23 protein-coding genes are annotated in these 22,239 nt (G+C 63.0%); 9 read left to right on the top strand and 14 right to left on the bottom strand.

Annotated elements, in window-relative coordinates:
• Positions 1-38: 38 nt before the first annotated feature.
• From MU551_RS03025 to MU551_RS03010, 4 genes are all read right to left on the bottom strand, one after another.
• Positions 39-1,187, bottom strand: coding sequence for a substrate-binding domain-containing protein (locus MU551_RS03025; RefSeq protein WP_247040675.1), 1,149 nt, complete (start codon positions 1,185-1,187; stop codon positions 39-41).
• A gap of 56 nt (positions 1,188-1,243) precedes the next feature.
• Positions 1,244-2,374 carry an ABC transporter permease gene (locus tag MU551_RS03020; RefSeq protein WP_247040674.1) on the bottom strand — a complete coding sequence of 377 codons (1,131 nt, stop codon included), beginning with the start codon at positions 2,372-2,374 and terminating at the stop codon, positions 1,244-1,246.
• A gap of 7 nt (positions 2,375-2,381) precedes the next feature.
• The gene (locus tag MU551_RS03015) at positions 2,382-3,887 is read right to left on the bottom strand and encodes a sugar ABC transporter ATP-binding protein (RefSeq protein ID WP_247040673.1); all 1,506 of its coding nucleotides are present in this window, start codon (positions 3,885-3,887) and stop codon (positions 2,382-2,384) included.
• 236 nt (positions 3,888-4,123) lie between these two features.
• Positions 4,124-4,912, bottom strand: coding sequence for an IclR family transcriptional regulator (locus MU551_RS03010; RefSeq protein WP_247040672.1), 789 nt, complete (start codon positions 4,910-4,912; stop codon positions 4,124-4,126).
• Between the two features lie 179 nt (positions 4,913-5,091).
• Between MU551_RS03010 and MU551_RS03005 the strand changes: the two genes are divergently transcribed.
• The 5 genes from MU551_RS03005 to MU551_RS02985 all read left to right on the top strand — a co-directional run bounded on the left by MU551_RS03005 (position 5,092) and on the right by MU551_RS02985 (position 10,231).
• On the top strand, positions 5,092-6,060 hold the full coding sequence (locus MU551_RS03005) for a cyclase family protein (protein WP_247040671.1): 969 nt from the start codon (positions 5,092-5,094) through the stop codon (positions 6,058-6,060).
• Positions 6,060-7,082: an NAD(P)-dependent oxidoreductase gene (locus MU551_RS03000; RefSeq protein WP_247040670.1), complete on the top strand. Its 1,023-nt coding sequence runs from the start codon at positions 6,060-6,062 to the stop codon at positions 7,080-7,082. Before MU551_RS03005 ends, MU551_RS03000 begins: the two co-directional genes overlap by 1 nt.
• A 124-nt stretch (positions 7,083-7,206) precedes the next feature.
• Positions 7,207-7,443 (top strand): hypothetical protein, encoded by a 237-nt coding sequence (locus MU551_RS02995; protein WP_247040669.1) that lies wholly within the window; start codon positions 7,207-7,209, stop codon positions 7,441-7,443.
• Between the two features lie 42 nt (positions 7,444-7,485).
• The gene (locus MU551_RS02990) at positions 7,486-8,223 is read left to right on the top strand and encodes a fumarylacetoacetate hydrolase family protein (protein WP_247040668.1); all 738 of its coding nucleotides are present in this window, start codon (positions 7,486-7,488) and stop codon (positions 8,221-8,223) included.
• 295 nt (positions 8,224-8,518) lie between these two features.
• Complete coding sequence (locus MU551_RS02985) at positions 8,519-10,231, top strand: AbfB domain-containing protein (protein WP_247040667.1); 1,713 nt, start codon at positions 8,519-8,521, stop codon at positions 10,229-10,231.
• Positions 10,232-10,280: 49 nt separating this feature from the next.
• Here MU551_RS02985 and MU551_RS02980 read toward each other — a convergent pair whose 3' ends face one another.
• From MU551_RS02980 to MU551_RS02965, 4 genes are all read right to left on the bottom strand, one after another.
• Positions 10,281-10,454 carry a hypothetical protein gene (locus tag MU551_RS02980; RefSeq protein ID WP_247040666.1) on the bottom strand — a complete coding sequence of 58 codons (174 nt, stop codon included), beginning with the start codon at positions 10,452-10,454 and terminating at the stop codon, positions 10,281-10,283.
• Positions 10,455-10,587: 133 nt separating this feature from the next.
• Positions 10,588-11,013: an Hsp20/alpha crystallin family protein gene (locus tag MU551_RS02975; protein ID WP_247040665.1), complete on the bottom strand. Its 426-nt coding sequence runs from the start codon at positions 11,011-11,013 to the stop codon at positions 10,588-10,590.
• A 119-nt stretch (positions 11,014-11,132) separates the two neighbouring features.
• The gene (locus MU551_RS02970; protein ID WP_247040664.1) at positions 11,133-11,735 is read right to left on the bottom strand and encodes a hypothetical protein; all 603 of its coding nucleotides are present in this window, start codon (positions 11,733-11,735) and stop codon (positions 11,133-11,135) included.
• Complete coding sequence (locus MU551_RS02965; RefSeq protein ID WP_247040663.1) at positions 11,732-12,829, bottom strand: AAA family ATPase; 1,098 nt, start codon at positions 12,827-12,829, stop codon at positions 11,732-11,734. The genes MU551_RS02970 and MU551_RS02965 overlap by 4 nt, the downstream gene beginning before the upstream one ends.
• Before the next feature lie 429 nt (positions 12,830-13,258).
• On the opposite strand from MU551_RS02965, the gene MU551_RS02960 reads away from it, so the two are divergent.
• The 3 genes from MU551_RS02960 (at position 13,259) to MU551_RS02950 (ending at position 16,788) form a co-directional block, all read left to right on the top strand.
• Positions 13,259-14,209, top strand: a complete 951-nt coding sequence (locus tag MU551_RS02960; protein WP_247040662.1) for an ABC transporter ATP-binding protein — start codon at positions 13,259-13,261, stop codon at positions 14,207-14,209.
• Positions 14,209-15,828, top strand: a complete 1,620-nt coding sequence (locus MU551_RS02955) for an ABC transporter permease (RefSeq protein ID WP_247040661.1) — start codon at positions 14,209-14,211, stop codon at positions 15,826-15,828. Before MU551_RS02960 ends, MU551_RS02955 begins: the two co-directional genes overlap by 1 nt.
• 93 nt (positions 15,829-15,921) lie before the next feature.
• Entirely contained in the window at positions 15,922-16,788 is an 867-nt protein-coding gene (locus MU551_RS02950; protein ID WP_247041109.1) for an SGNH/GDSL hydrolase family protein, read from the top strand.
• Positions 16,789-16,966: 178 nt separating this feature from the next.
• Here the strand turns inward: MU551_RS02950 and MU551_RS02945 are convergent, their stop codons facing one another.
• Both MU551_RS02945 and MU551_RS02940 read right to left on the bottom strand, forming a co-directional pair.
• Positions 16,967-17,539, bottom strand: coding sequence for a pyridoxamine 5'-phosphate oxidase family protein (locus MU551_RS02945; RefSeq protein ID WP_247040660.1), 573 nt, complete (start codon positions 17,537-17,539; stop codon positions 16,967-16,969).
• Positions 17,540-17,615: 76 nt separating this feature from the next.
• On the bottom strand, positions 17,616-17,897 hold the full coding sequence (locus MU551_RS02940; RefSeq protein WP_247040659.1) for a hypothetical protein: 282 nt from the start codon (positions 17,895-17,897) through the stop codon (positions 17,616-17,618).
• A gap of 244 nt (positions 17,898-18,141) precedes the next feature.
• Between MU551_RS02940 and MU551_RS02935 the strand changes: the two genes are divergently transcribed.
• A complete protein-coding gene (locus tag MU551_RS02935) occupies positions 18,142-18,489 on the top strand; it encodes a VOC family protein (RefSeq protein WP_247040658.1) in 348 nt (115 codons plus the stop codon).
• 57 nt (positions 18,490-18,546) lie between these two features.
• Here MU551_RS02935 and MU551_RS02930 read toward each other — a convergent pair whose 3' ends face one another.
• From MU551_RS02930 to MU551_RS02915, 4 genes are all read right to left on the bottom strand, one after another.
• Entirely contained in the window at positions 18,547-18,945 is a 399-nt protein-coding gene (locus tag MU551_RS02930) for a response regulator transcription factor (protein ID WP_247040657.1), read from the bottom strand.
• 12 nt (positions 18,946-18,957) lie between these two features.
• Positions 18,958-20,100, bottom strand: a complete 1,143-nt coding sequence (locus MU551_RS02925) for an aldo/keto reductase (RefSeq protein ID WP_308198284.1) — start codon at positions 20,098-20,100, stop codon at positions 18,958-18,960.
• A 116-nt stretch (positions 20,101-20,216) separates the two neighbouring features.
• Positions 20,217-20,726, bottom strand: a complete 510-nt coding sequence (locus MU551_RS02920) for a universal stress protein (RefSeq protein ID WP_247040656.1) — start codon at positions 20,724-20,726, stop codon at positions 20,217-20,219.
• 12 nt (positions 20,727-20,738) lie between these two features.
• Positions 20,739-22,109 (bottom strand): MFS transporter, encoded by a 1,371-nt coding sequence (locus MU551_RS02915; RefSeq protein ID WP_247040655.1) that lies wholly within the window; start codon positions 22,107-22,109, stop codon positions 20,739-20,741.
• Positions 22,110-22,239: the final 130 nt, after the last annotated feature.

Here is a 22,239-nt window from a genome sequence, read left to right as displayed (position 1 = left end):
TGCTGTGTAACGCTTACGTTCCAGGGACTTGCCCGGGACTACTTGCCCCAGATCTTGAGGTAGGCGTCCTGGTAACCTACCGGATCCCACGCATCCGTTGCCGTGGTGTTTTCCTTGGTGGAGACGTGGATCTGCGGGACATAGCCGCTGGCGGGCTGGTTGTTGAATGCCCGGTTCAGCTCATCCACAATCTGCCAGCCCTCGGACTTCAGCGGGGACGGCACGGTGGCCGTTTGGTACTCGCCGGCCTTGATGCGCTGGAGTGCTGAGGAGTCGCCGTCGCCGGCCCCTACGTTGAAGGGAGCGCCGTCGGCCTTCACTCCCCCGGCACGCAGGGCCGCTGCCGCGTTCTCGTAGTAGACGTCGTTGATGGCCACGGAGTAGGTCCAGGCCTCGTTGTGCTTGCTCAGCAGGGAGGAGACCTCCTGGGGCATCCGCGCGCTTACATCGGAGAGCGGAACGTTGTCGTATTCCAGGACCTTGATCCCGGAGCACGTTTCCAGTTCCTTCTTGATCATCTGCGATTTCCCCTCAGCGAAGGGGATGGAGGAGTCAGTGAAAATCACGACGCCGGCATTGCCGTTGGATTTGGCGATAACAAAGTCGGCACTGATCTTGGCAACGTCCTCAACCTTGGTGGTGATGTTGGTGAAGAGCAGAGGGTCGGTGCTGGGGCCGGGGGTGGAAAGAGCCTGCCAGGCTGCGAGCGGGATCTTGGCGGCGTTGGCCTCGGCAACCTGGGCGGCAGTGGTCTTGGGATCAAATCCGCCGATCACGACGCCGTCGGGCTTGGTGGTGAGGGCCTGGCTGAATGCGCTCTGGATACCGGCCGGGGTCCCGAGCCCGTCGATGACCTTGACGTTCCAGCCGATGGCGGCCGCGGCCTCCTGCAGGCCCTTGGCAACACCGGCCACGCCGGGGTTGGTCATGGACTGGGCAACGTACACCAGGGTTTTCCCGTCGACGGCCTTGGGGCCCGATGTGGGGCCGTCCCACGCGGCGTCCGACTTGCTGGCCGTGTCTATGGCCTTCTTGGCGGATGCGACGACGTCGGTGCAGCCGCTTTCTGCTGAAGCTGCGGTTGCGCCGGCGGCAGCAGACTCAGAGGAGCCGCTGGTGCAGGCGGTGAGCCCCAGGGCCATGATGGCACCGGCCGCAAGCAGCAGTCGGGGAGCAGAGTTGGACATGGTGGAGCCTTTCAGTCAGTGGGAATTGCCTGAGGTGGTTCTTGTTGAGAGGTGTGTCAGAGAGAGGTCGTGGCAGGGGCGGGTGCTGCGGAGGGAGCTGGTTTGGGCTCCAGTGCGGCGGTACTGGAGGGACCTCCGGGAGCCGGGAACCCGTCGTCGCCCGCTCCGGGAAGGGTGGGCGGCGGGGCGGCCACGGCGCCGGCCCGGAGTTTGCGCCGGGCCGAGTAACCGGCCAGGCCGACGGCGATGAGCAGGGTGACGCCGTTGAACAGCGGGGTGACCCAGAACTGGGCTCCGAGCTGCGAGATCCCGGCGAGGCCGATAGCAAGGGTGATGACCGCAACCAAGGTACCGATCACGTTGGCGCGGCCCGGCTTGATGGCCGTTGCTCCCAGTAACGCTCCCACAAAGGCGGGCAGGAGGTAGTCCATGCCAACGCTGGGGTTACCGATCTGCTGCTGTGAAGCGAGAAGCACACCGGCAACTCCGGTAACCACGGCGGAGAAGGCGAACGCGTAGATGGAGTACCGCTTGGTGGGGATGCCGATCAGCGCAGCGGCCCGGGGGTTGGAACCAAGCACGTAGAAGTAGCGTCCCAGGGGCAGGCGTTCGAACAGGATCCAGAGGATCACGGCGACCACCAGCAGGTACACGGCAACGATGGGGACGCCGGCAATCTTCGAATCGTAGAGGTCCTTGAAGGAGACAGGCAGTCCGCCGTCGCCGGGAACAACGCGTGCACCGTTAGTAATGGCTCCGGTGATGGCGTAGAGCACCGTTCCGGTTCCAAGGGTTGCCACGAAGGAGTCGATCTGGCCGAACTCCACCAGCAGTCCGTTGACGACGCCCACCAACGCCATCACTCCGATGGCTACGAGTGCTGCCAAACCCCACGGCATGTTGCCGTCGACGATGAGCTTGAGGACGATCACGTGGGAAAGCCCCAGCCCGTAGCCGATGGACAGATCGAACTTTCCGGTGGCGATGGGGATCATGGCGCCGAGTGCCAGCAGGGCCGGGATGGCCTGGTTGCTGAGGATTGCGTTGAAGTTCCGGCCCGACAGGAACGTCTGGGGAAGGATCAGGGCAAACACCGCGAACAGGACCACCAGGATCACTACGAGTCCGTAGGGTCCCAGGAGGTGGGCGGCACCGCCGCGTTGGCGGTTGGTCTTTAGCTGGTTCATGTGAGGATTACTCCGAAGTCAGAGCAGCACCGGAGGCCGCCGCGGTGAGGTTTGCAATGGACAGCTCGGCGCCGGACAACTCGGCTGTGACTGTTCCCTGGACAAAAACGAGTGCCCGATGGCAGACGTTGGCGACTTCTTCGAAGTCTGTGGAGATCATCAGGACGGCAAGCCCGCCCGCAAGTGACTCCTCCAGGAGGGTGTAGATGTCGGCTTTCGCGCCGACGTCCACCCCCGCCGTCGGTTCCTCAAGGATGATGAGCTTTCGCCTGGTGCTCAGCCAGCGGCCGATCATGATCTTCTGCTGGTTGCCGCCCGAAAGCGTGGCGATGGCCACCTCCGTGAGCGCCGGCCTGACCCCGTACCGTTCCACGAGTTCGGCGGCCAGCTTCCGTTCGGTCTTGGGGCTGGTCCAGGCGAAAGGGTTCTTGGAGCGGATGGCGGGGTTGGGAAGGAAGTTCTCCCGGAGGGTCAGCTCAGGGGCACAGCCCTCTTCCATCCTGTTGCTGGTAACGAAGCCGACGCCTGAGTCAACAGCTTCCGACGGCGTCCGCGGCTGGTAGTCCTTGGAATCGAGCTTCACCCTGCCCGAGGTGATCCTGCACGCCCCGGCCAATGCCCTTCCTAGTTCCATGTGTCCGGCACCGGTCAGCCCCACCATTCCGACGACTTCGCCGGCGTGGACTGTAAAGGAGACAGCTTGGGTCTGCGAGGTGGTCAGCTCATGCACCTCCAGCCGCTGGACGTCCTGCTGGACGCCGCTGCCGGAGGAGTAGCTGACGGGCTTGCGGCCGACAATATCCACCACGAGCTCGCGAGGAGACTTCTGGGCAATGGGTCCGCTGTGGATCAGGCGGCCGTCACGCAAGACTGTGACGGTATCTGAAATGGCGAACACTTCGTCGAGCCGGTGGCTGACGTAAAGGAGCCCGTGGCCCTGGCTCCGCAGCTTTTCCAGCACGTCGAAGAGCCGGCGGGAATCTGCTGCGGGAAGGCTTGCGGTTGGCTCGTCCAAGACGATCACCGAGGCGTTGGAGGCCAGAGCCCGGGCGATTGCCACCAGCGACTTGTCCGCCCGGCTCAATTCGGAGACGTAGCGGTCAGGTTCCAGGTGGGACGCCACTGTCTGAAGGGCCTCGGCGGCGTCGTCACGCACCTGGCGCCAGGAGATGAAACCCCCGGAGCGGCCAAACCCGGTGCTCAGGGCAATGTTCTCGGCGATGGTCATGGAGTCCACCAGGCCGAGGTCCTGATGGATGAAGGCCATGTTGGCCGTGGCTTCGGGGGTTCCGAGGGCGTGCCCGGCCACCGTGATGCGGCCGCTGGTGGGCGTGTAGAGCCCGGAAAGAATCTTGATAATGGTGGACTTGCCGGCCCCGTTCTGGCCGAGCAGTGCATGGATGCTGCCTGCTTCCAGTGTGAGGTTGACGTCCTGTAGAGCTGCGTTCACTCCGAACCGCTTGGACAATTCTTCAATGTGAATCAGCGGCATCGAGGGAGGGTTGAGTCCCATGTTCGCTCCTTGCAGCCCCAGTGCTGCGTAAATTTCTGGGTGGTCACCAATGACCTGCTGACCAATATCCTGTACTACGACCAACATGTTGGTCAAGAGTGGATTGCCAGTCGGTCGCTACGTGTCTTCGAGATGGGAGCTTCGGGAGCAGGAAAAGCGGGGAAATCCGGGCACTCTTGGTCTAACCGCCCCAGTCAGCTGGGGCAGTCGGCCATAGGTTCTAGGGGAGTGACGAGCTAGAGGGAGTGTGAACTGAGGGGATTGGCCAGGGCGCGGGCAATCTGCTGCAGCTCGCCCACAATGTCCTCATGCTTCAGCTCGTCGGCACGGGCCTTGAGGAGCGTCGCGCTGATGGCGAATTGGGCCGGTTTGCCAGGGATGTCCACCACTGGGACCGAAAAGCAGACAACGCCAACAGTGGTCTCTTCGTCGTCCATGAAGTAGCCGCGGCGCCGGGACGCCTGCAGTTCGGCCAGCAGTTCCGGGACGCTCGTCAAAGACTTCGGCGTGAAGGCGACAAAGGACTTGCCACGGTAACGGTCCTCCACTACCGCGTCAGGAAGCGTGGCAAGTACGGCTTTTCCGGTCGCCGTGACGTGGGCAGGGTAGCGGTCGCCGATGTTTGCCGTCAGCCTGATGGGGTTGGTTCCTTCATAGCGGGCAAGGTAAAGGACGTCGGTTCCGTCGAGCAACGCGAGCCTGGCCGCCTCGCGGGAAATGAGCTTGGAGCGGCGGCAGAGAGCGTAAAACTCGGAGAGCTGGTCCGCTGAGCGGAGATAGTCCCCGGCCAGGGACAGGATGCGCCGGCCCAATGTAAACCGGCCATCCGAGCGCCGCAGCATGCCTTCACCCTCCAGGGCTGCAACGATGTTGGCCGTGGAGGACTTGGCCAGATCCATCGACTTGGCAATCTCCGGCACGCTGACGCCAGCCTGTCCCGCCTCGGCGATGAGGTCAAGGATGGCCATAGCCCGGGTAATGGCAGGCACGGAACTTTGTGTGCCTGCAGTAGTCTCTGTCGTCATGTTTCGCTTCCCCTAATCCAAGATATTGACTTTCGGCCAGTATATTGGCTTATCATTGCCGAGTCACCCCCTCCCATCTCCTTCTCAGGACCGGTGGCATCTCATGTGGCCGTCTGGCCTTCCTGTTGGAGGCAACAGACCGGGTTCCAGGACGGTCCCTAAATTTCAAGGAGTACACCGTGTGTGCGGAAGACATCAGCGCAACCTCACTCTATCGAGAGCCGGCCAATAACGGGCCAGCCGTGGACAAAGCCCGCTTCGAGGAGGTCTTCGAAGAGGTAAAAACCTGGGGCACGTACAGCAATCCGTCTGCGGGGGCCTGGCAAGCCGTAACTCCTGCCTCCGTGGTGGAAGCAGCATCCCTGGTCCGCAGCGGGCGGGTGGTTCCTACTGCCTTGCCCTGGAATACGGTGAGCGGGCCCTCCAATGCCAATCCGGCCCTCCACTACATGACGGATCTCGGTGTCCGTGAGGCGCCGGAACCGTCCTGTAACAAGGACTTCATCGGCGTCGACTATCACGGCAAGGCCGTCAGCCATCTGGACGCGCTGAGCCACATCGCCTACAAGGGCCTGCTCTATGAAGGGCAGACCTCCAAGGACGTGGTCACCGCCACCGGCGCCGATTTCGGCTCCGTCAGCGCACTCGGCTCACTGGTAACCCCCGCCGTACTGCTGGACTTCACTGTCCTCTTTGACGTGCCGTGGCTCGAGCCCGGCACCGCGATCCGTGCCTCCGACATTCTTGAAGCGGAGGCAAAGCTTGGAGTGAAGATCACAGCCGGCGATGCGGTTCTGATCCGCACGGGACACTTCCGGCGCGCAGCCGAACTGGGAATCTGGGACTCCTCGGACCTGAGCGCGGGCCTTCACGTTGACTGCATGCCGCTGCTGGCAGAGCGCGGGATCAGTGTCCTGGGCGGCGACGGCGATTCCGACGTTAGGCCCTCGCCCACCCCCGGCATCCACTCCCCCATCCATATCCTGGCGATCACGGCAATGGGTCTGCCCCTCCTTGACAACCTCGACCTCGAACCTCTCGGTGCGGCCTGCGCCGAGGAGGACCGCTACCGCTTCATGTTTGTGGTGGCTCCCCTCAACATTCCCCGCGGCACAGGTTCGCCCGTTAACCCTTTGGCGGTCTTCTAATGACATTCACCGTGGGCATTTCCCCTGATTTCCTTGACCCCGCCGGACGGAACGTCTGGGGCGATATCGGCCTCGCCGGACTCGACGACGCAGGCCTGGACTGGGAGTATATGCAGGATTCGGCGGCAGCCCTGACGCCGGCGCAGATGGAGCGCTACGATGCGATCCTGTACGCCGCCCCCGCCGTGACGGCGGAATCCTTCGGCGGAGTAGCCAATCCCCCACTGATCCTGGCCCGGTTCGGCGTCGGATTCGACGCCGTCGACCTCAAGGCGTGCACGGCCGCCGGGACGGTGGCAACCATCACTCCCGACGGCGCCCGCGGACCGGTTGCGACCGCCACATTGTCCATGCTGCTCTCCGTGATGCACCACACCGTGACCAAGGACCGCCTGGTCCGGGAACAGCGCTGGGATCTGCGTGAGGGATTCATGGGGACGGGCTTGTCAGGGAAGACGGTTGGCCTCCTCGGCGTCGGCAACACCGGCGGAGAACTGATCCGCCTGCTCCAGCCGTTTGGCGTCCGCTGCGTGGGGTACGATCCCTTTTGCCCGCCGGAACGCGCGGCCGAGCTCGGCGTCGACCTTATGGGGCTGGAAGACGTGGCCGCCTGCTGCGACGCGCTGATTGTGATGGCAGTCCTGACCGACCAGACCCGGCACATTGTTAACGCCGCCATCCTGGAACGGATGAAACCCACCGCCGTCGTCATTAACATGGCGCGCGGTCCCATCATCAACGAGCCGGACCTGATTGCGGCCCTGGTCAGCGGCACAATTGCCGGCGCCGGGCTGGACGTGTTCGAAGAGGAGCCCGTAGCCAACGAACTCATCGGCCTGCCCAACGTGACGCTGTCCCCTCATTGCCTGTCCTGGACGGACGAGATGTCGCTGGGAAACGGCGGCAGCTGCGTCCGCGCCATCGTTGATGTGGCCAATGGCCGCACACCTGAGTTTGTGATCAACCGGGAAGTCCTGGAAGCGGCCGCATTCAAAAACCGCCTGAGCCTGCGTGCCACCTAACACAGGCGTTGTGCCCCCCCCAACTGGGTAGCAGTAGGTGTTGTTTTGAGCCCTCAAAAGCACATCTACTGCTACCTACTTCGAGTTGATTCCCCGGGCCAGATCATTGTGAAGGAATTCAAGAGTGAAACGTGCCATGAGTTTGGTGGACGGCAAGGACTGGGATGCCACGGAATTCGGGGCCAGGGAAGAATCCTGGCGCAGATCCCGGCGTGAGCACTTGACATGCCTTGCCTGCGGGGAACCAGCGTTCTTCCGCGCGGAGTCCGGTGACCGGCGGCCCACCTTCGGGGCGCGTCACAACAGCACCTGCACTTTTGTGGTGCGGGCTCCGTGGAGTGTTTTCAAGTACCTGCAATAGCCGACGACGGCGGGTTGCCGCCAATATCACCAAGGAGACTCCTTGCGCCTCGCAAGAATTAAGACACCCGCCGGGCCGCAGTTTGCTGTGGAGCGCGATGGCAACTGGGATCACGTGAACGATCTGTTCGCGGACACCTTGAGCTTCACCGGCGGTTCCACACCCGAGGCGGAGGCGGTTTTCCTGGCTCCGGTGCGGCCCGCCGTCGTCGTGGGTATTGCCCATAACCTGACCATCAACAATCACCCTTTACCCATCCAGGCATGGCATAAGTCAGTGCACACAGTGGCCAACCCGCAGGATGTGATCGTGGCTGCCCGGGACAGGGGCACGGTCAATGTCGAAGGTGAGCTCGCCGTCGTCATCGGGAAAAGCGCAACCTCGCTTAACGCAGAGAACGCCCTCGAGCATGTTCTGGGGTTCACCTGCGTCAACGACGTCACCAATGTGGACCAGGGGGCCGTGGATGAGCGGAACTTCCAAGGGAAGGCCGGGGTCAATTACACACCCCCGGGCCCATGGATCGAAACCGACCTGCCGGATCCGGACCTGGTGGGCATCGACGTCGCCGTTAATGGGGAAATCCGTGCAAAGTCCGGCACTTTCAACCTGCCCTCCTCTGTGGTGGACTGCCTCGTCTACGTCACATCGTGGCTGACGCTGGAACCGGGAGACGTGGTGATGACCGGTGCGCCGGGCACAGCCGTGGCGGTGCAGCCGGGTGACCGTGTGGAGATCAGCCTCGGAGGATTGGGAAGCCTCCGCAACACGGTGGCATAGGGGTCCACCGAAGAAAAGGCAGCCTGACCTCTTGAACCTCCGCCTTGCACGTGTGAGTATAAGCCCGAGCGGGATAACGATTTCCCGCCCTCTCGGGTCTCACAAATCAAGTCCTCAGTGCTGCGGACGGGTGTTCTACTCGGGTGAGTGCATTTGCGTGCCTCCTTCCCCGTTCCCTTCCCTCGCTGTATTGCTGTGAGGCGCCGCGGGTTTGGGCCCCTGCCAGAGCGACGGCGTCGTCGTCCCGGTGTCCGATCGGCTCATTTCTCAGGAATTCCCTAGCGAACGGAAGTCAATGACGACGAATTATCGCCACCTTCAGTCATCCCCCAGTGCTGTTTCACGCAGATCCTTCATCACTGGTGCCTCCCTTGCTGTACCCCTTGTAGCGGCCGGTGCGGCCGGCGCCTCCTGGGCCAAGCCCAAGCCCGGCCCCATTCCGCAAGCGACAGTCTCTCTTGGAGCGTCCAAGTATGCGCATCCAGGCATGGTCCATACACTGGCTGACGTCGAGGCGATATCGTTGCGCGTGGCCGACAGTGCCCAGCCCTGGCTGGGAGGCTGGAACCGTCTCGTGGCGAACGGCCGCTCCGGTTCCGGGTGGCAGCCGCGCCCGGTGGAGACAGTCGTCCGCGGCGGCGATGGCTCAAACTACGGGCCGTTGTTCGCGGATATCCACGCCGCGTACCAGAACGCCCTGCGGTGGCGGATCTCCGGCGAGGCCGCTCATGGCGCGGCTGCCGTGCGGATCCTCAATGCCTGGTCAGGGACGTTAACCACAGTGACCGGCAACGCCGACCGCTTCCTGGCCGCAGGCATCTACGGCTACCAGTTCGCGAACGCCGCCGAGCTGGTGCGGGACCATCCGGACTTCGAGTTCGAGCGGTTCCGCGGCATGCTGCTGAACATTTTCCACCCGATGAACGAGCATTTCCTCACCAATCACAATGGTGCTGTCATCACGAACTACTGGGCCAACTGGGACCTGTGCAACATGGCCTCGGTCCTGGCCATCGGTATTTTCGCGGACCGCGACGACCTGGTGGACCGCGCTGTTACGTACTTCCAGAGCGGCGCGGGCAACGGCTCACTGCCGAACGCCGTACCCTACGTCTACGAGGATGAGGGCCTGGCCCAGTGGCAGGAGAGCGGCCGCGACCAGGCACACAGCATTATGGGCATCGGCCTCATGGGCGCCTTCTGCGAAATGGCCTGGAACCAGGGCATCGACTGCTACGGGCACGATAACAACCGCTTCCTCAAGGCGGCCGAGTACGTCGCGAAATACAACCTCGGCAACGACGTCCCGTTCACCCCGTACACCTGGCAGTCCGGCCCCTTGAGCACCGCCGCCCACGCAGGCTGGCAGACCCAGACCGTCCCCGGTGAGGGCGGACGCGGGCAGGGCCGGCCGGTATGGGATCAGGTTCTGGGACACTACTCCGGCCGCAAGGGCCTCAGCACCCCCTGGGTCAGCCAGATCGCTGCCACCCTGCGGCCCGACGGCGGAGGCGGCGACTACGGCCCCAACTCCGGAGGGTATGACGCCCTGGGTTTCGGCACCCTTATGCAGTACCCGGCCCAGACCGGCAGGCGCGTCTCCCGGCTGCAAAGCTTCAATGTGCCAGACCGCTACATTCGGCACTCCGGTTCAACGGTCCGCCTCGAACTCCCGACGTCGCCGGTCAAGGACTCACAGTTCCGGGTAGTCCTCGGGCTGGCCAGTCAGGCGGACGGTCGCATCTCGTTCGAGTCGGTGGATATGCCCGGCTACTTCCTGCGCCACTGGAACTACCAATTCAGCCTGGTCCAGAATGACGGTTCCGCTATCTTCAAGGCAGACGCGACCTTCCTCCCTGTAGCGGGGCTGGCGCACAACTACCTGACATCGTTCCGGTCGCACAACTATCCGGACCGCTACATCAGGCACAGTAACTACAGCCTCAGCCTGACGACCATCGCGAACGACCTCGACCGTTCCGATGCAACGTTCCGGATGGTGGACTGAGGCGGGTCGCGGACTAAGCGATACTGCCTCGCGGCGGTTACTTAGGAACTCACCTGTGCAGTCTGTGGATCAGGAATAGAAATGGCTGCGCCACAAGTCGCAACAGGCCCACTGTCACCACGAGCAGAACGAAGAGCAGTAGACCCGGGAGGAAGTAAAGGAACACCGCGATGAGAGTCGCGAGGTATCCGGCGAGGTAGCCGACGATTGTGGCTTCGTCCATTTGGACTCCCTGATCAACGGCCGTGTTATCGGCAAGTGGGTGATGCTGCTGGCTCCCTTTGCAGCTTCGGGTGAAGTGGTCCCCGGCCTTATTGGCCGGGGACCACTGCGTTTCCGTCTTTTAGGCGGCGGTTTTAGGCGGCGCTGATCTGCTGCTGCTTGCCCTTGGACTCAATTTCAATCTTGCGGGGTTTCGCTTGTTCGGCAACAGGGATCCGTACAGTCAGGACGCCGCCGTCGTACGTGGCCTTGACGTTCTCGGTGTCCAGGGTCTCGCCGAGGACCAACTGCCGGCTGAACACCCCGCGGGGACGTTCTGAGGCGAACATCTCGGTATCCTCGCTGACCGGGTCCTTGCGTTCAGCCTTGATCGTCAGGACATTGTGTTCGACGTCCAGGTCTACTGAGTCGACGTCTACACCGGGCAGATCCAGGGCGACCACAAATTCGTCCCCTTCACGCCAGGCGTCCATCGGCATAGCTGTAGGCCGGGCCGTCGTGCCGAGGACCTGCTGGGCCAGTCTGTCGAATTGGCGGAAAGGATCGTTGAGCATCAACATCGCATACCTCCTGTGATCCAAATTGATAGACCGGATGTATATCCGCTGATACAGATTTTATAGCACTTGCAGTTAAGGATCGCAAGAGGGTTTGAGCACTCAAGTCTGTCGCCCCACCGTCACCAACCGGCGACATCCGCGATGCGTTCCGCGACGTCCCGGGGTGTCAGGTCGTCGACGTCGATAACGACGTCATCCAGTGCCGCGTCATCGAGTGCTCGAATGAGACTCTCATAGCCGGCAAGAAACGCCTCGAGCTCCCACTGCGTTTCAACCACATGGCGTCTACGCAGCCGTTCCTCGACCACTGCCCTGGACGCACGCAGGCGCACAAGCGGTACTGCCTCGGCATTCAAGAGGCCCACATCCTGCGATAGCGCGGCACGACATCCGTCCAGGTGCTCACGGTCCGTGAATACGTGCGCCACGGCGATGCATTGAACACCCGCCGCCCAGTACGTGGTGCTCACCGCGGCGAGGTTCGCGCGAGCTATACGGGCACCCCAGGGGTCGTCCCCCGGGCGGGGCCAGAAGAGTGCGAGTTCGTCGAGTTCAATGAAAGCGTGGGAGACGCTTCGCTCCCCCAGCACGGCGCCGAGTGCGTGAAGCGCACTGGACTTGCCGACCCCGGACGAGCCATTGAGCAGCAATGCTCGTGATGCCCGCGAGTGGCTCTCGCCCAATTCACTGGGGAGGCGAGGTGAGCCCACAGGCTCCATCACAGGTTTTTCCCAACTTCGCCGGATTGATTGATCAGCCCCGCTACGTCGTCCGGCGGGAGATCGTCGGTGTTGATGACCGAGATGCCGTTCGGCCGGAGTGATTCATCGCGGGCCTCGCCGATCGACGTGGCCACCGCGGCTCGGATGCTCAGGTCGTCGAGGCCCAGGCGGTGATCGCCGGCAAGAGGCGGCCCGCCGCCCTCCGCCCTGAAGCGATGACGCGATTCGATCACGTCGTCGGATGCGTCGAGCCAGAACATGTGCGCAGGCTTTGCGGTATCGGCGAGTGCACGGGCCGTCAGCGGATCCGCGGTTATCAGCACGTGCCGGATCCCGCGACGGGCCATCCCTGCCGCAAGGGCAGCCGAGGTGGCCGCGCGTAGCGGCGCGGCCTCCGGCGCGCGAGGGTCTGCCCCCACGATGCCGACCTGGTGGCTGTCGATGTACCCGATACTTTCGCCCGACCACATGCGCTGCAGGAAGGCGAGGAACCCCGTTGTCGACAGTCCCACGCCGCCAGCGCCCGTTATAAGAGTCAACGTGGGCTCGGCATCGGTTGCGGGTGTAACAGGCAGCGGTGTGTCGAGGCGCTCCGAGCGGGCCAGACGCTCCAATCGTTCAACCAGGCTCGCGACGACCTCGGATGGCGACTGACAAGTCGTGTCCACCTCTATATCCACCCACCTTGCGTCGAAGCGATGGGCATAGTCGACCGAATCTGCGGCGAGCTCCACGTTCCACTTACGCCGCTCGACGCGGTCCACAACAGCCTCGTCGGAGGCGTGCAGATGAACGACGAGAACATGGGGGTGCCCGCTGACTGGCAGCAAGCGAGCGAGATGAGCCGCGTCGTCGACCATTCCCGCCACGATCAGGACCTTCGCTCCAGCGCGCTGGAAGATCGGCCCCACCACCGCGAGTCCATCGGCAACGAAATCATCCGCAGTCGCCTCGACTCCTGCAGCGTTCCTCAGCTGATCGGCATCGACGAACGCTGCAGGCACGTCCCGATGCTCAAGCGCCTGCTGAAGCTGCCAGCCGACGGTTGATTTGCCCACGCCAGAAGTACCGACCAACCACACCATTGGAATCATGCGATAAACACTACCGAGTCGACGCTTCAACCGGTCCGTATCCGGGCCGGAAAAGCTCAGCAGGCCGGGGCCGGCGGCGACTGGGGGTCGAACCTTGGTCTCAGAAGGCTCGATCACCGCCGGCCCCAGACTTACATTCAACGCTCCCCCGCCCCGAAGGGCACGAGTAGGATGTACCCGCTTTTTGATCCTTTGCTACGTGTTCCTTTACGCAATTGGTTCCGGGAATTGGCAGACTCCAACCATCGCTTCGCCTTCGGCACCCTTCTCTCCGATCACCTGCGTCGTGAGCACCCCTTCCAGAGGCCATGCACCGCTCGTATGATGAGGACAGGAGAGCCGGGAAGCCTGGTCGGCCCGCATGCGGAAACGCCTGCGGCGTGCCATGGCAACCGCCTTGGCATGAGAGCTGCAACCAAGGAACCGGCCATGAACACCGACTCAACTCCCGTCATCCACACCTCGGATCTCGTGAAGAATTTCGGACGCACGTCCGCGCTGGCAGGCCTGGACCTGTCCGTACTGCAAGGTGAGGTCCACGGTTTCCTCGGACCCAACGGGGCAGGAAAGTCCACAACGCTTCGGATTCTTTTGGGCCTGATGCGGCCGACGTCGGGAACGGCACGCGTGTTCGGCATAGACCCGTGGTCTGAGCCGGTGCGCGCCCACCGGGATGTTGCCTACGTTCCCGGGGACGTGACGCTCTGGCCTAACCTCACCGGCGGCGAGGTCATCGACCTGCTCGCCGGGCTGCGCGGCGGCGCGGATGAAAACCTGCGCCGGGAACTCATTGACGAGTTCGATTTCGAACCACGGAAGAAGGCGCGGACCTACTCGAAGGGCAACCGGCAGAAGGCAGCCCTGATCGCGGCCTTTTCCCGCCCCGCCAGGCTCTACCTCCTGGACGAGCCGAGCTCGGGCCTGGACCCGGTCATGGACGCAGTGTTCCGCCGTCACGTCCGCCGGGTCACCTCGGATGGGGCCACGGTGCTGCTGTCCAGCCATATCCTGTCCGAAGTGGAAAAGCTCTGTGACAGGGTGACCATCATACGGTCCGGGGTGGCCGTGGAATCCGGGACCCTGGCTGAACTCCGGCACCTCACCCGCACACGCTTCCGCGTCACGTCGGCGGTGAAACCCGAGGTGCTGTCCACCTGGCGGGGAATCCACGACCTCAGCATCGACGGGGCAACCATAGAGTTCGACGCCGATGCAGCGGACCTGGGCTACGTCCTGAATGCTTTGGCTACAGCCGGCATCACGGCCATCACGGCCGCACCCCCTTCCCTCGAGGAGCTGTTCATGCGCCACTACGGCCTGCAGGCGGCCGGGCAGGCAAGCCACAAGAGCCAGCAGAGCCAGAAGAGCCAGGTGCTGTGATGCGCGCCGTTCTCCGGCTGGCCCTGCTCCAGGCACGCAGGGACCGCGGAACCCTGGCCGCCTGGATCCTGGGCATCGCCGGTCTGGGCTACGCGGCGGGCAGCGCAGTGACCACACAGTTTGCCGAGGACAACGAGCGGGCCGCCCTGATTTCTGTGGCCGCGGCCAGCCCGGCGTTCCTTTTCCTGCGCGGGCTTCCCGACGGCATCAGCTCCGGGGCCGTCACCTTCTTCCAGGGCTATTCGTTCACAGCGGTGTTGGCAGGATTGATGAGTGCGTTCCTGGTGATCCGGCACACCCGGGCGGATGAAGACCAGGGCCGGTCTGAGCTGGTCGGTTCCACCCAGGTCACCCGCGTGACTTCCCTGTACGCAACCCTGCTGCTCGGCACCTGCGCAAACGTTGTCCTCGCAGTGGCCGTTGCCGCCGGTTTCATCGGTGCCGACCTCCCGGTATCAGGATCGTTACTGGCGGGGACGGCTGTTGGCGCCGTGGGCCTGTTCTTCATGGCGGCCGCCGCGCTGGTGGCACAGGTTATGCCCTCCGCGAGGAGCGCCAACGGGACAGCTGCGGCGCTGGTGGGTGGCGCCTACCTGATCCGCGGTGCCGGGGACGCCCTCGGCACCGCCGATTCATCGCTGCTGCACGTCACCGCCGCCTGGCCCTCGGTGTTCTCACCTATCGGCTGGGCGCAGCGCATCCGGCCATTCACCGAGACGGACCCGCTGCCGTTGCTGGTTATCGGCGCCGGAACAGTAGTCGTGGCGGTGGTTGCCGTGGCGCTCCGCAGCGGCAGGGACCTGGGCGCCAGCTATATCGCTGCGGACGATTCGGGCGCGGAACGGGCGGGCGCCGGCCTGGCGTCGATGCTCGGTTTGGCGTGGAGGCTGCAGCGTGGAAGCCTGGCCAGTTGGTGCTTCACCACCGCTGCGCTCGGGGCCGTGGCCGGCGGTCTGGGCCCGGTGGTCGGCGACGCATTGGAAGGAAATCCGTCCGTGGCGGAGCTGATGAGCCGCATTGTTCCCGGCGACGTCGGACTGATCGACCTGTTTACTACGGCCATGCTGGGCATCGCCGGGGTCCTGGCAGCTGCCGCGGGCATCGAGGCTGTGCTGCGGCTTCGGGCCGAAGAGGCGGAAGGGCGGGCCGAACTCCTGCTGGCCATGCCGGCGTCGAGATTCCGCTGGCTCGGCAGCACCCTCGCCGTCGCGGTATTTACGACGACGGCGGCTGCCGTTGCCGCTGGAGCCTCGGCCGCCGTCGTACTCGCATCGGGACAATCCGGTGCCAGTAGCCCCGGCACGGTGTTTGCCGGAGCCCTGGCCCACATCCCGGCGGCACTCATCTTTCCTGCCCTGACGCTGCTGGTGTTCGCACTCGCACCCCGCTGGAGCAGCGCCGTTGGATGGGGGGCACTGGCGGCCGCCCTGTTCCTGGGACAGTTCGGGGAACTGCTCGGCCTGCCCGTTTGGCTTCAGGACCTGAGTCCGTTCCGGCATTCTTCAGCCATGCCCGTTGAAGCCTTCAATCCCGAGGGCGCCGTGCTGATGGCCGCCATAGCCATCGCCGTGGCGGCAGCTGCCATCCGCCTTATCCGGGAAAGGGACGTGATGGTCTGAAGCGTGCGAATGAGAAGGGGTCCAATGGCGCTCATGTACGGACCAGACCCGACCGGCATGGCGCCTGGCGTTCAGCGGGAGGACTATGGGGAGATGAACCTTCCGGGCGGCGGTGGCGGTACGCAGGAGGTCTCTGTGGACGGCGTGCACCCCTGGAGCCGGTACGTGGCTTTAGGGGATTCGTTCACCGAAGGGGTAGGGGATCCCGAGCCACGGAGCCCCGGAGGCCTGCGGGGGTGGGCGGACCGTGTTGCCGAAGAGCTGAGCATCGGCCACGAGGATTTCGCCTACGCGAACCTCGCGGTGCGGGGACTGCTGCTACAGCAGATTCTGGATCAGCAGGTAGCACCAGCCATGGCCCTGAGGCCAGATCTGATCACCCTCAATGGAGGCGGCAATGACCTGATTTTCAGGAGAAGCGATCCGGACAAACTATCCGTCAGGCTCGATGCAGCAGTGGAGCTGTTGGCCTCCACCGGCGCCACTGTAGTGCTTTTCGCAGGCCCGGACTGGGGTGCAACCCCAGTCCTGGGACGGACCCGCGGCAAGGTGGCCATCTTCAACGAGAACCTGCGCATCATCGCTGCCCGCCACGACGCCGTGATCGCCGACCTTTGGGCACTGCGCGAGCTCACCCATCCGCTGATGTGGGATCCTGACCGGCTGCATTTCTCTCCGCTGGGCCAGCACACCATCGCGGCCATGGTCCTGGACACCCTCAACGTCCCGCACACCCTGGAACCGATGATGCCCAAGGAGCTGCCCGAGCGGAGATGGCGGGAGGCCAGGGCGGATGACATCCTCTGGGCACGGGAACACCTGTTCCCCTGGGTACTGCAGCGCCTGAAACAACGCATTGCGGAGGAAGAACGCCACGCCAAACGGCCGGATGCCACTCCTGTCTTTGGGCCAGGAATGCCGCCGGGGTCTTTCGTCGGGATCCGTCCGAGCAAAAGTTAATGGTGAGGTCGTTAGGGCAGCCAAGACGCAGTACCACCCGGACCCCGATGGCATCGCCCCAGCAGGACACTATTTGGGCGGCGTGGTAGTAGCCCGTCGGCCGTTCCGTCGAGATACACGGAGTGACAGCTGACGACGGACGCTCAGACCTCGTTCTCTTCGAGGCTCGAGGTCAGGTCTAGGTCTGAGCTGATTCCGCTGGGTCAAAGTCGTAGGCGGGAAGCCCGTCTATGCTGGTGCGGTTCTTGGCGATCCGGTATTCGGCGCTGCCGTCAGTCCCTTTACGTTCGAAGTAGGGTCCGAGCACATCGCGATGACCTTCGAAGCTCATCAGAGGGACGCCCCATCCGCAAGAATCCGAAACACGGGCGACGTCAACAAGAATGACGGCCCTCGTCCCTGGTTTTTCGTCAAAATGCCGGGCGAGTGACTCGAATTCGTCGTCGTACCGGCTGATGACGCGACCGGTACCGTGGAGTCGGACGATGTTCGGCGGGCCGTCGAAGGCGCAGAACATGACAGTGACACGGCCGTTCTCCCTGAGGTGGGCGACGGTTTCGCTCCCGCTGCCCGTGACATCAAGCCAGGCAAAGGTGTGCTCGTCGAGAACCGCAAAAGTGCCTGGCAGCCCGCGGGGCGAGACATTGACGTGGCCATCGGCAGACAGCGGCGCCGTGGCCACAAAAAAGACCGGCTGCCGTGCAATGAATCTTCTCAACCGCTCGTCAATGGCGCCGTATACCTTACCCATGAGAACACACTCCCACGGTCAGAAGCGCCGTTCAAAAACCGTCTCAAAACAAAAGGACGGAGATGCATCGAACGGGCTATGAAAAGGCCATCCCAAACCCTGCTGCCACGAAGAAGAAGCCCCCGACCATGAACATGAATCCCATACCCCTAATCGTCGGTACATCGGCAAATGTAAAGCTCTCCGGCCTGATTCCCCGACTTTCCTTATAGATTCTCGACCAGCTGGTGGCCGTGTCGTTGATATCCCGGAAGACGTATAGGCCAAATAGGGCCATGAAAAGACCCGCTCCGCTGAATCCAAGAGCTATCCAGTTCATCCGGGTCAGAGCACCTAGAGCAACGGTCAGGAGAAGCATCGTGACAAAGCACCAATGGAAGGTCCTTGCCGGTTGAGGCAATTCTGTCAGGAGCCGCCTGATCCCGCGGATTGTTTTGATGAGTCCTCCTCCCATCGGTTAGATACAACGGCGACAATCTTCATCGCGGGCAATCGTTTTCCTCAATCCTTGTCGCGGTGCATACCGTCGTGCAATAGTAAGCGCATCAGCCATCGGGGCACCGCGGCGGACCAGCTAAGCCACATATACAAAAAGGATCAGCATGAATCCGATAGCAGCTCAGATAGGCATGGTTTTCATTCCGGTCAGCGACCTTCACAAGGCACGCGACTGGTACTGCGACGTGCTGGGAGTCCCCGCCGACGGGGAGATCCTGCACAACCACCTTTACGTCCTTCCCATGGAAGGCACCGGACTCATCCTCGACAGCAAGATTTATTCTCCGGACGCCGTCTTCCAAATTGCCGCCGTCGTTCTCAATACAGGCGACATCCAGAACGCGCATCAGCACATGAAGGAAAAGAGTACCGACGTGGAGGAAATCCAGTTTGATAAGTGGTTCAACTTCAAAGACCCCGATGGAAATAGCCTGATGATCTGCCAGAGGTAGGCTGCAATTCCCTGAGAGCCGGGAACCGAGACTCGGGGCGGCAAGGAACGGACGTAGTTACATATGCACGTGCAGGCGCCGCGCTGCCTCCGAGATTGACCCGGCCAGGTCGTTGGCGGCACTCCTGAGGTCGTTGATGCGGAAGGGTTTGGTCAGGTAGACCGAAGCGCCGGCAGCCAGACCGTTGAGTTCATCGGCGACTGAAGCACGTCCGGTAACCATGAGCAGCGGCGCTTGAGTGACCTTCCTCAGCTCCGTCACGACGTTATGACCATCGGCGTCGGGAAGAATGGCCTCCAAGGTGATCAGCACAGGGTTCACTTCGGTGACTTGTCTGAGCGCCGCAACACCTGTGCTCACCGCACACACGTCGAATCCCTCTTGGGTCAGGATCATGGTGATCAGACCGGCAATGTCCTCGTCATTTTCAACGACAAGGACGGCTCCCCTAGACACGTGCAGTCCCTTTCAATTCGGTAGCGATGAAGTTGAGACGCCACGGCCCTTGCGACACCAAAGTGTTCTGCGAGTTCCGTTAACGACGTCAGTCCCGTTCTGCCGATCGACCGGATCCATGACGCCGTCAACTACCAGCGCCCTTGATCGCCCGCTCCGCCCCGCTGGTTCTGTGCCTTGCCCCGGGACGGGCACGTTGGTTCCCCGGGCTGCCCTCCAGAGGGCGTACCACTCCTGTCGGCTCATGAGGGAGGCCTGATACTCGGCATCGCGGCTTGCCAGGATCCGTGTGGGGTCTTTCGTTCCGATGACAGGTTCGATCCCGGCAGGGTGTTTCATCAGCCAGGCCAGGACGATGGCTTCGGGCGTGGTGTGTTTGCCGTGGGCAAGGGAGAGGACCAGCTTGGCCGTGGCGGCTTCTTCCGGTGTTTTGGCCGTGGATGCGCGGCCAGTGTAGATGCCCCTGGCGAGTGGGGACCAGGCCTGAAGCCTGACCGAATTATCCAGGCAGTATTCGATGGTTCCCTCGGGGGAGCTATGCCCGCTTCCATCCGGGTGGTTAACGAGGACACCGGTCTCGAGCCAGTCCCTCTTGCCCAGGCTCATTTCCATCTGATTGACGACGATAGGTGCGTCCAGATGCTTCTGGAGCGAAGCGATCTGGGCGCCGGACATATTGGAGACGCCCAGATACCGGACCATGCCGGAGGAGCGCAGGAATTCGAAGGCCGACGCGATCTGTCCCGGTTCCAGGATTGGGTCAGCCCGGTTCAGCAAGAGCGTGTCGATATAGTCTGTTTTCAGCCGCGTCAGGCTGCGCCGTACACTTTCGATGATCGCGGCGCCATCGAGGTCATAGTGCAGCGCTTCACCACTGCCGTTGCCATTGCCGAGTCCGCAATGCGTGTTGATTTGGATTCGTTCCCGGAGACCCCTCGACCGGGAAAGAATCTCGCCAAAGACGGCTTCGGACTTGCCAAATCGATAGGCTTCCGACTGGTCGAAGATCCCGATTCCCGCGTCAAGGGCGGCTTCGACGGCGGCTTCAGCCTCATCGATCTCAGCCAGCCCATATGGCGCAGATGACCAGTCGCCGCCAAGACCCATGCACCCATACACAAGATGACCTAAGCCGGTGATTTTTTCGCCATTCATAGTTCTCTCCTTTCCAGCGCTCTTCCAGCTAAGCGGTGGAGCGTGCGGTAAACAGGTGCCGGAACCGCTGGGGCCTGAGCCCCAGCGGTTCCGGCAAAATCCCGTGGCGCAGGCCGTCAGCGGGGAGCCGCGTCCTCGGGCACCTCGAGGTCACCTTCGTCATCGGTAGGGCGGACCACCAGCACGTCGCAGGTTGCCCGCTTGGTTACCTCAGTGGCCACCGTCCCGAGCAGCCGATCTGCGAGCGAGCGGTCATGGATGGCCCCGAGGACGATGAGGTCCGCGGATCGCTCTTGAGCTGTGGCCATGAGTGCAGCCGCTGGCTCGCCGTCGACGAGGAGAGTGGCTGAGACCGTCGCCCCCTCATTTTTGGCCGTGGCCATGGCTGTCTCCACGGCAAGGGCGGCGGCCTCCCGGCCGAGGACCTGACCGCTGCGTGGGTCGCCGCCGAGAGTGTGGACGTTCATGGCTTCTGCCCGACGGGACGCCCGGGCGTATGCGCAGACGATGACGAGATCGGCGTCGTCCCGTACTGCGAGCCAGGCGGCTCGTGCGACGACGGGTCCGGCGAGCCCGGATCCATCTGTCCCGACGACGATCGTGCGGTAGTCCTTCATAGTTGTCATGTCAGGTCCTTCTCAGTGCGCGGACGTCGGCATGTGGGTGACGTCGTCGACGTCGCTAATGATCGGCGGTTCCTTGATCCACAGCATGCTGAGCGCGGCCGCACCAAGGAGCGCGCCGGCGAACACGATCGCGTTGTTGGGGTTGGCTCCCAGCAGGTGGTCGTAGATCCAGCCGAAGGTCACCGACTGGATCAGCATCGGCACCACGATCATCATGTTGATGATGCCCATGTAGACGCCATACCGGTTTGAGGGGATCATCCGCACGGCCATGATGTAGGGCACTCCCATGATCGAGGCCCAGGCGATCCCGAGGCCGATGATCGGGATGAAGAGCAGGAATTTATTGTCAATGAAAGGGAAGATCGCCAACCCCACGGCTGCCAGCAAGAGGCACACACAGTGGACCATCTTGGCTCCGCGACGCCGGGCGAAGGCGACCAGCGCGAAGGCGACGCTAAACGTGATGATGTTGTACCAGCCGTTTACCAGGCCGGTCCATGCGACGGCGTCTTCCTTGCCTTGCATGTCGTCCGGGAACACTGACTTGGCGACGGACAGAGCCACGAACTGCCAGTAGCAGACCATCCCGTACCACTGGAACAGATACACGACTGCCAGCTTGCGCAGCTGGGTGGGCATTTCCCGGATCGCCTCGCCGATCTCCTTGACAGCGGGAATGAGGCCGCCCTTCTTGGCGCGGAGTGCCGCGAGCTCCTCCTTGGTTGGCGGGATCTCCGGCGTGGTCAGCACCGAGACGAGGACTGTGCCGATCGAGCAGACGGCACCGAGCATGAACGAGCCCACCACCCAGTACGGGATGCCGGCTTCGGTTGCCCCCTCGATGAATTGCTGGAAGACGAACAGTGAGATGTTGGCGAGCGTGATGCCGAGGCCGGTGAAGAACGCCTGGGCCAGGAAGCCCTTTCCAAGCTGGGACGGGGGGAGCTTGTCGGCGATGAAGGCGCGATAGGGCTCCATCGCCGTGTTGTTGCTGGCGTCAAGCAGCCAGAGCAACATCACAGCCATCCAGACCGCGGTAACGAAGGGGAACAGAAACAGGCAGATCGCGCAGCCGATGGCCCCGATCAGGAAGAACGGCTTGCGGCGACCCCACCGGGGGCTCCAGGTGCGGTCGGAGAGGGCCCCGATGAGGGGCTGGATGAGCAGGCCGGTGATCGGTCCGGCGAGGTTGAGGATGGGCAGATCGGCGGGATCGGCGCCGAGGAACTCGTAGACCGGGTTAATCGCGGTCTGCTGCATCCCGAAGCTGTATTGGATGCCGAAGAATCCGGCGTTCATCAGAAGGATCTGCTTCATGTTCATCAGCGGCTTCTGCCGGACCGCCGTTTGCTGCATGCTGGACTGCTTCGCCGTACTCATAGGCATTTCCTTCTCACTGTCAAGGGCCGGAGACCATTCGCCGGGCCCAAACGGGCAACGTTGCCCGAGCGTCGACGCGCTTCGTCGACGCGCGTCAACACAGACTATGAAGGATCCAGAAGGGCGTCAA

The sequence above is a fragment of the Arthrobacter rhizosphaerae genome (assembly GCF_023062595.1).
In the GTDB taxonomy this organism is placed as follows: Bacteria; Actinomycetota; Actinomycetes; order Actinomycetales; family Micrococcaceae; genus Arthrobacter; species Arthrobacter rhizosphaerae.
Note: the sequence above shows the minus strand (reverse complement) of the source record. Positions and strands in the feature narration are given on the sequence as shown.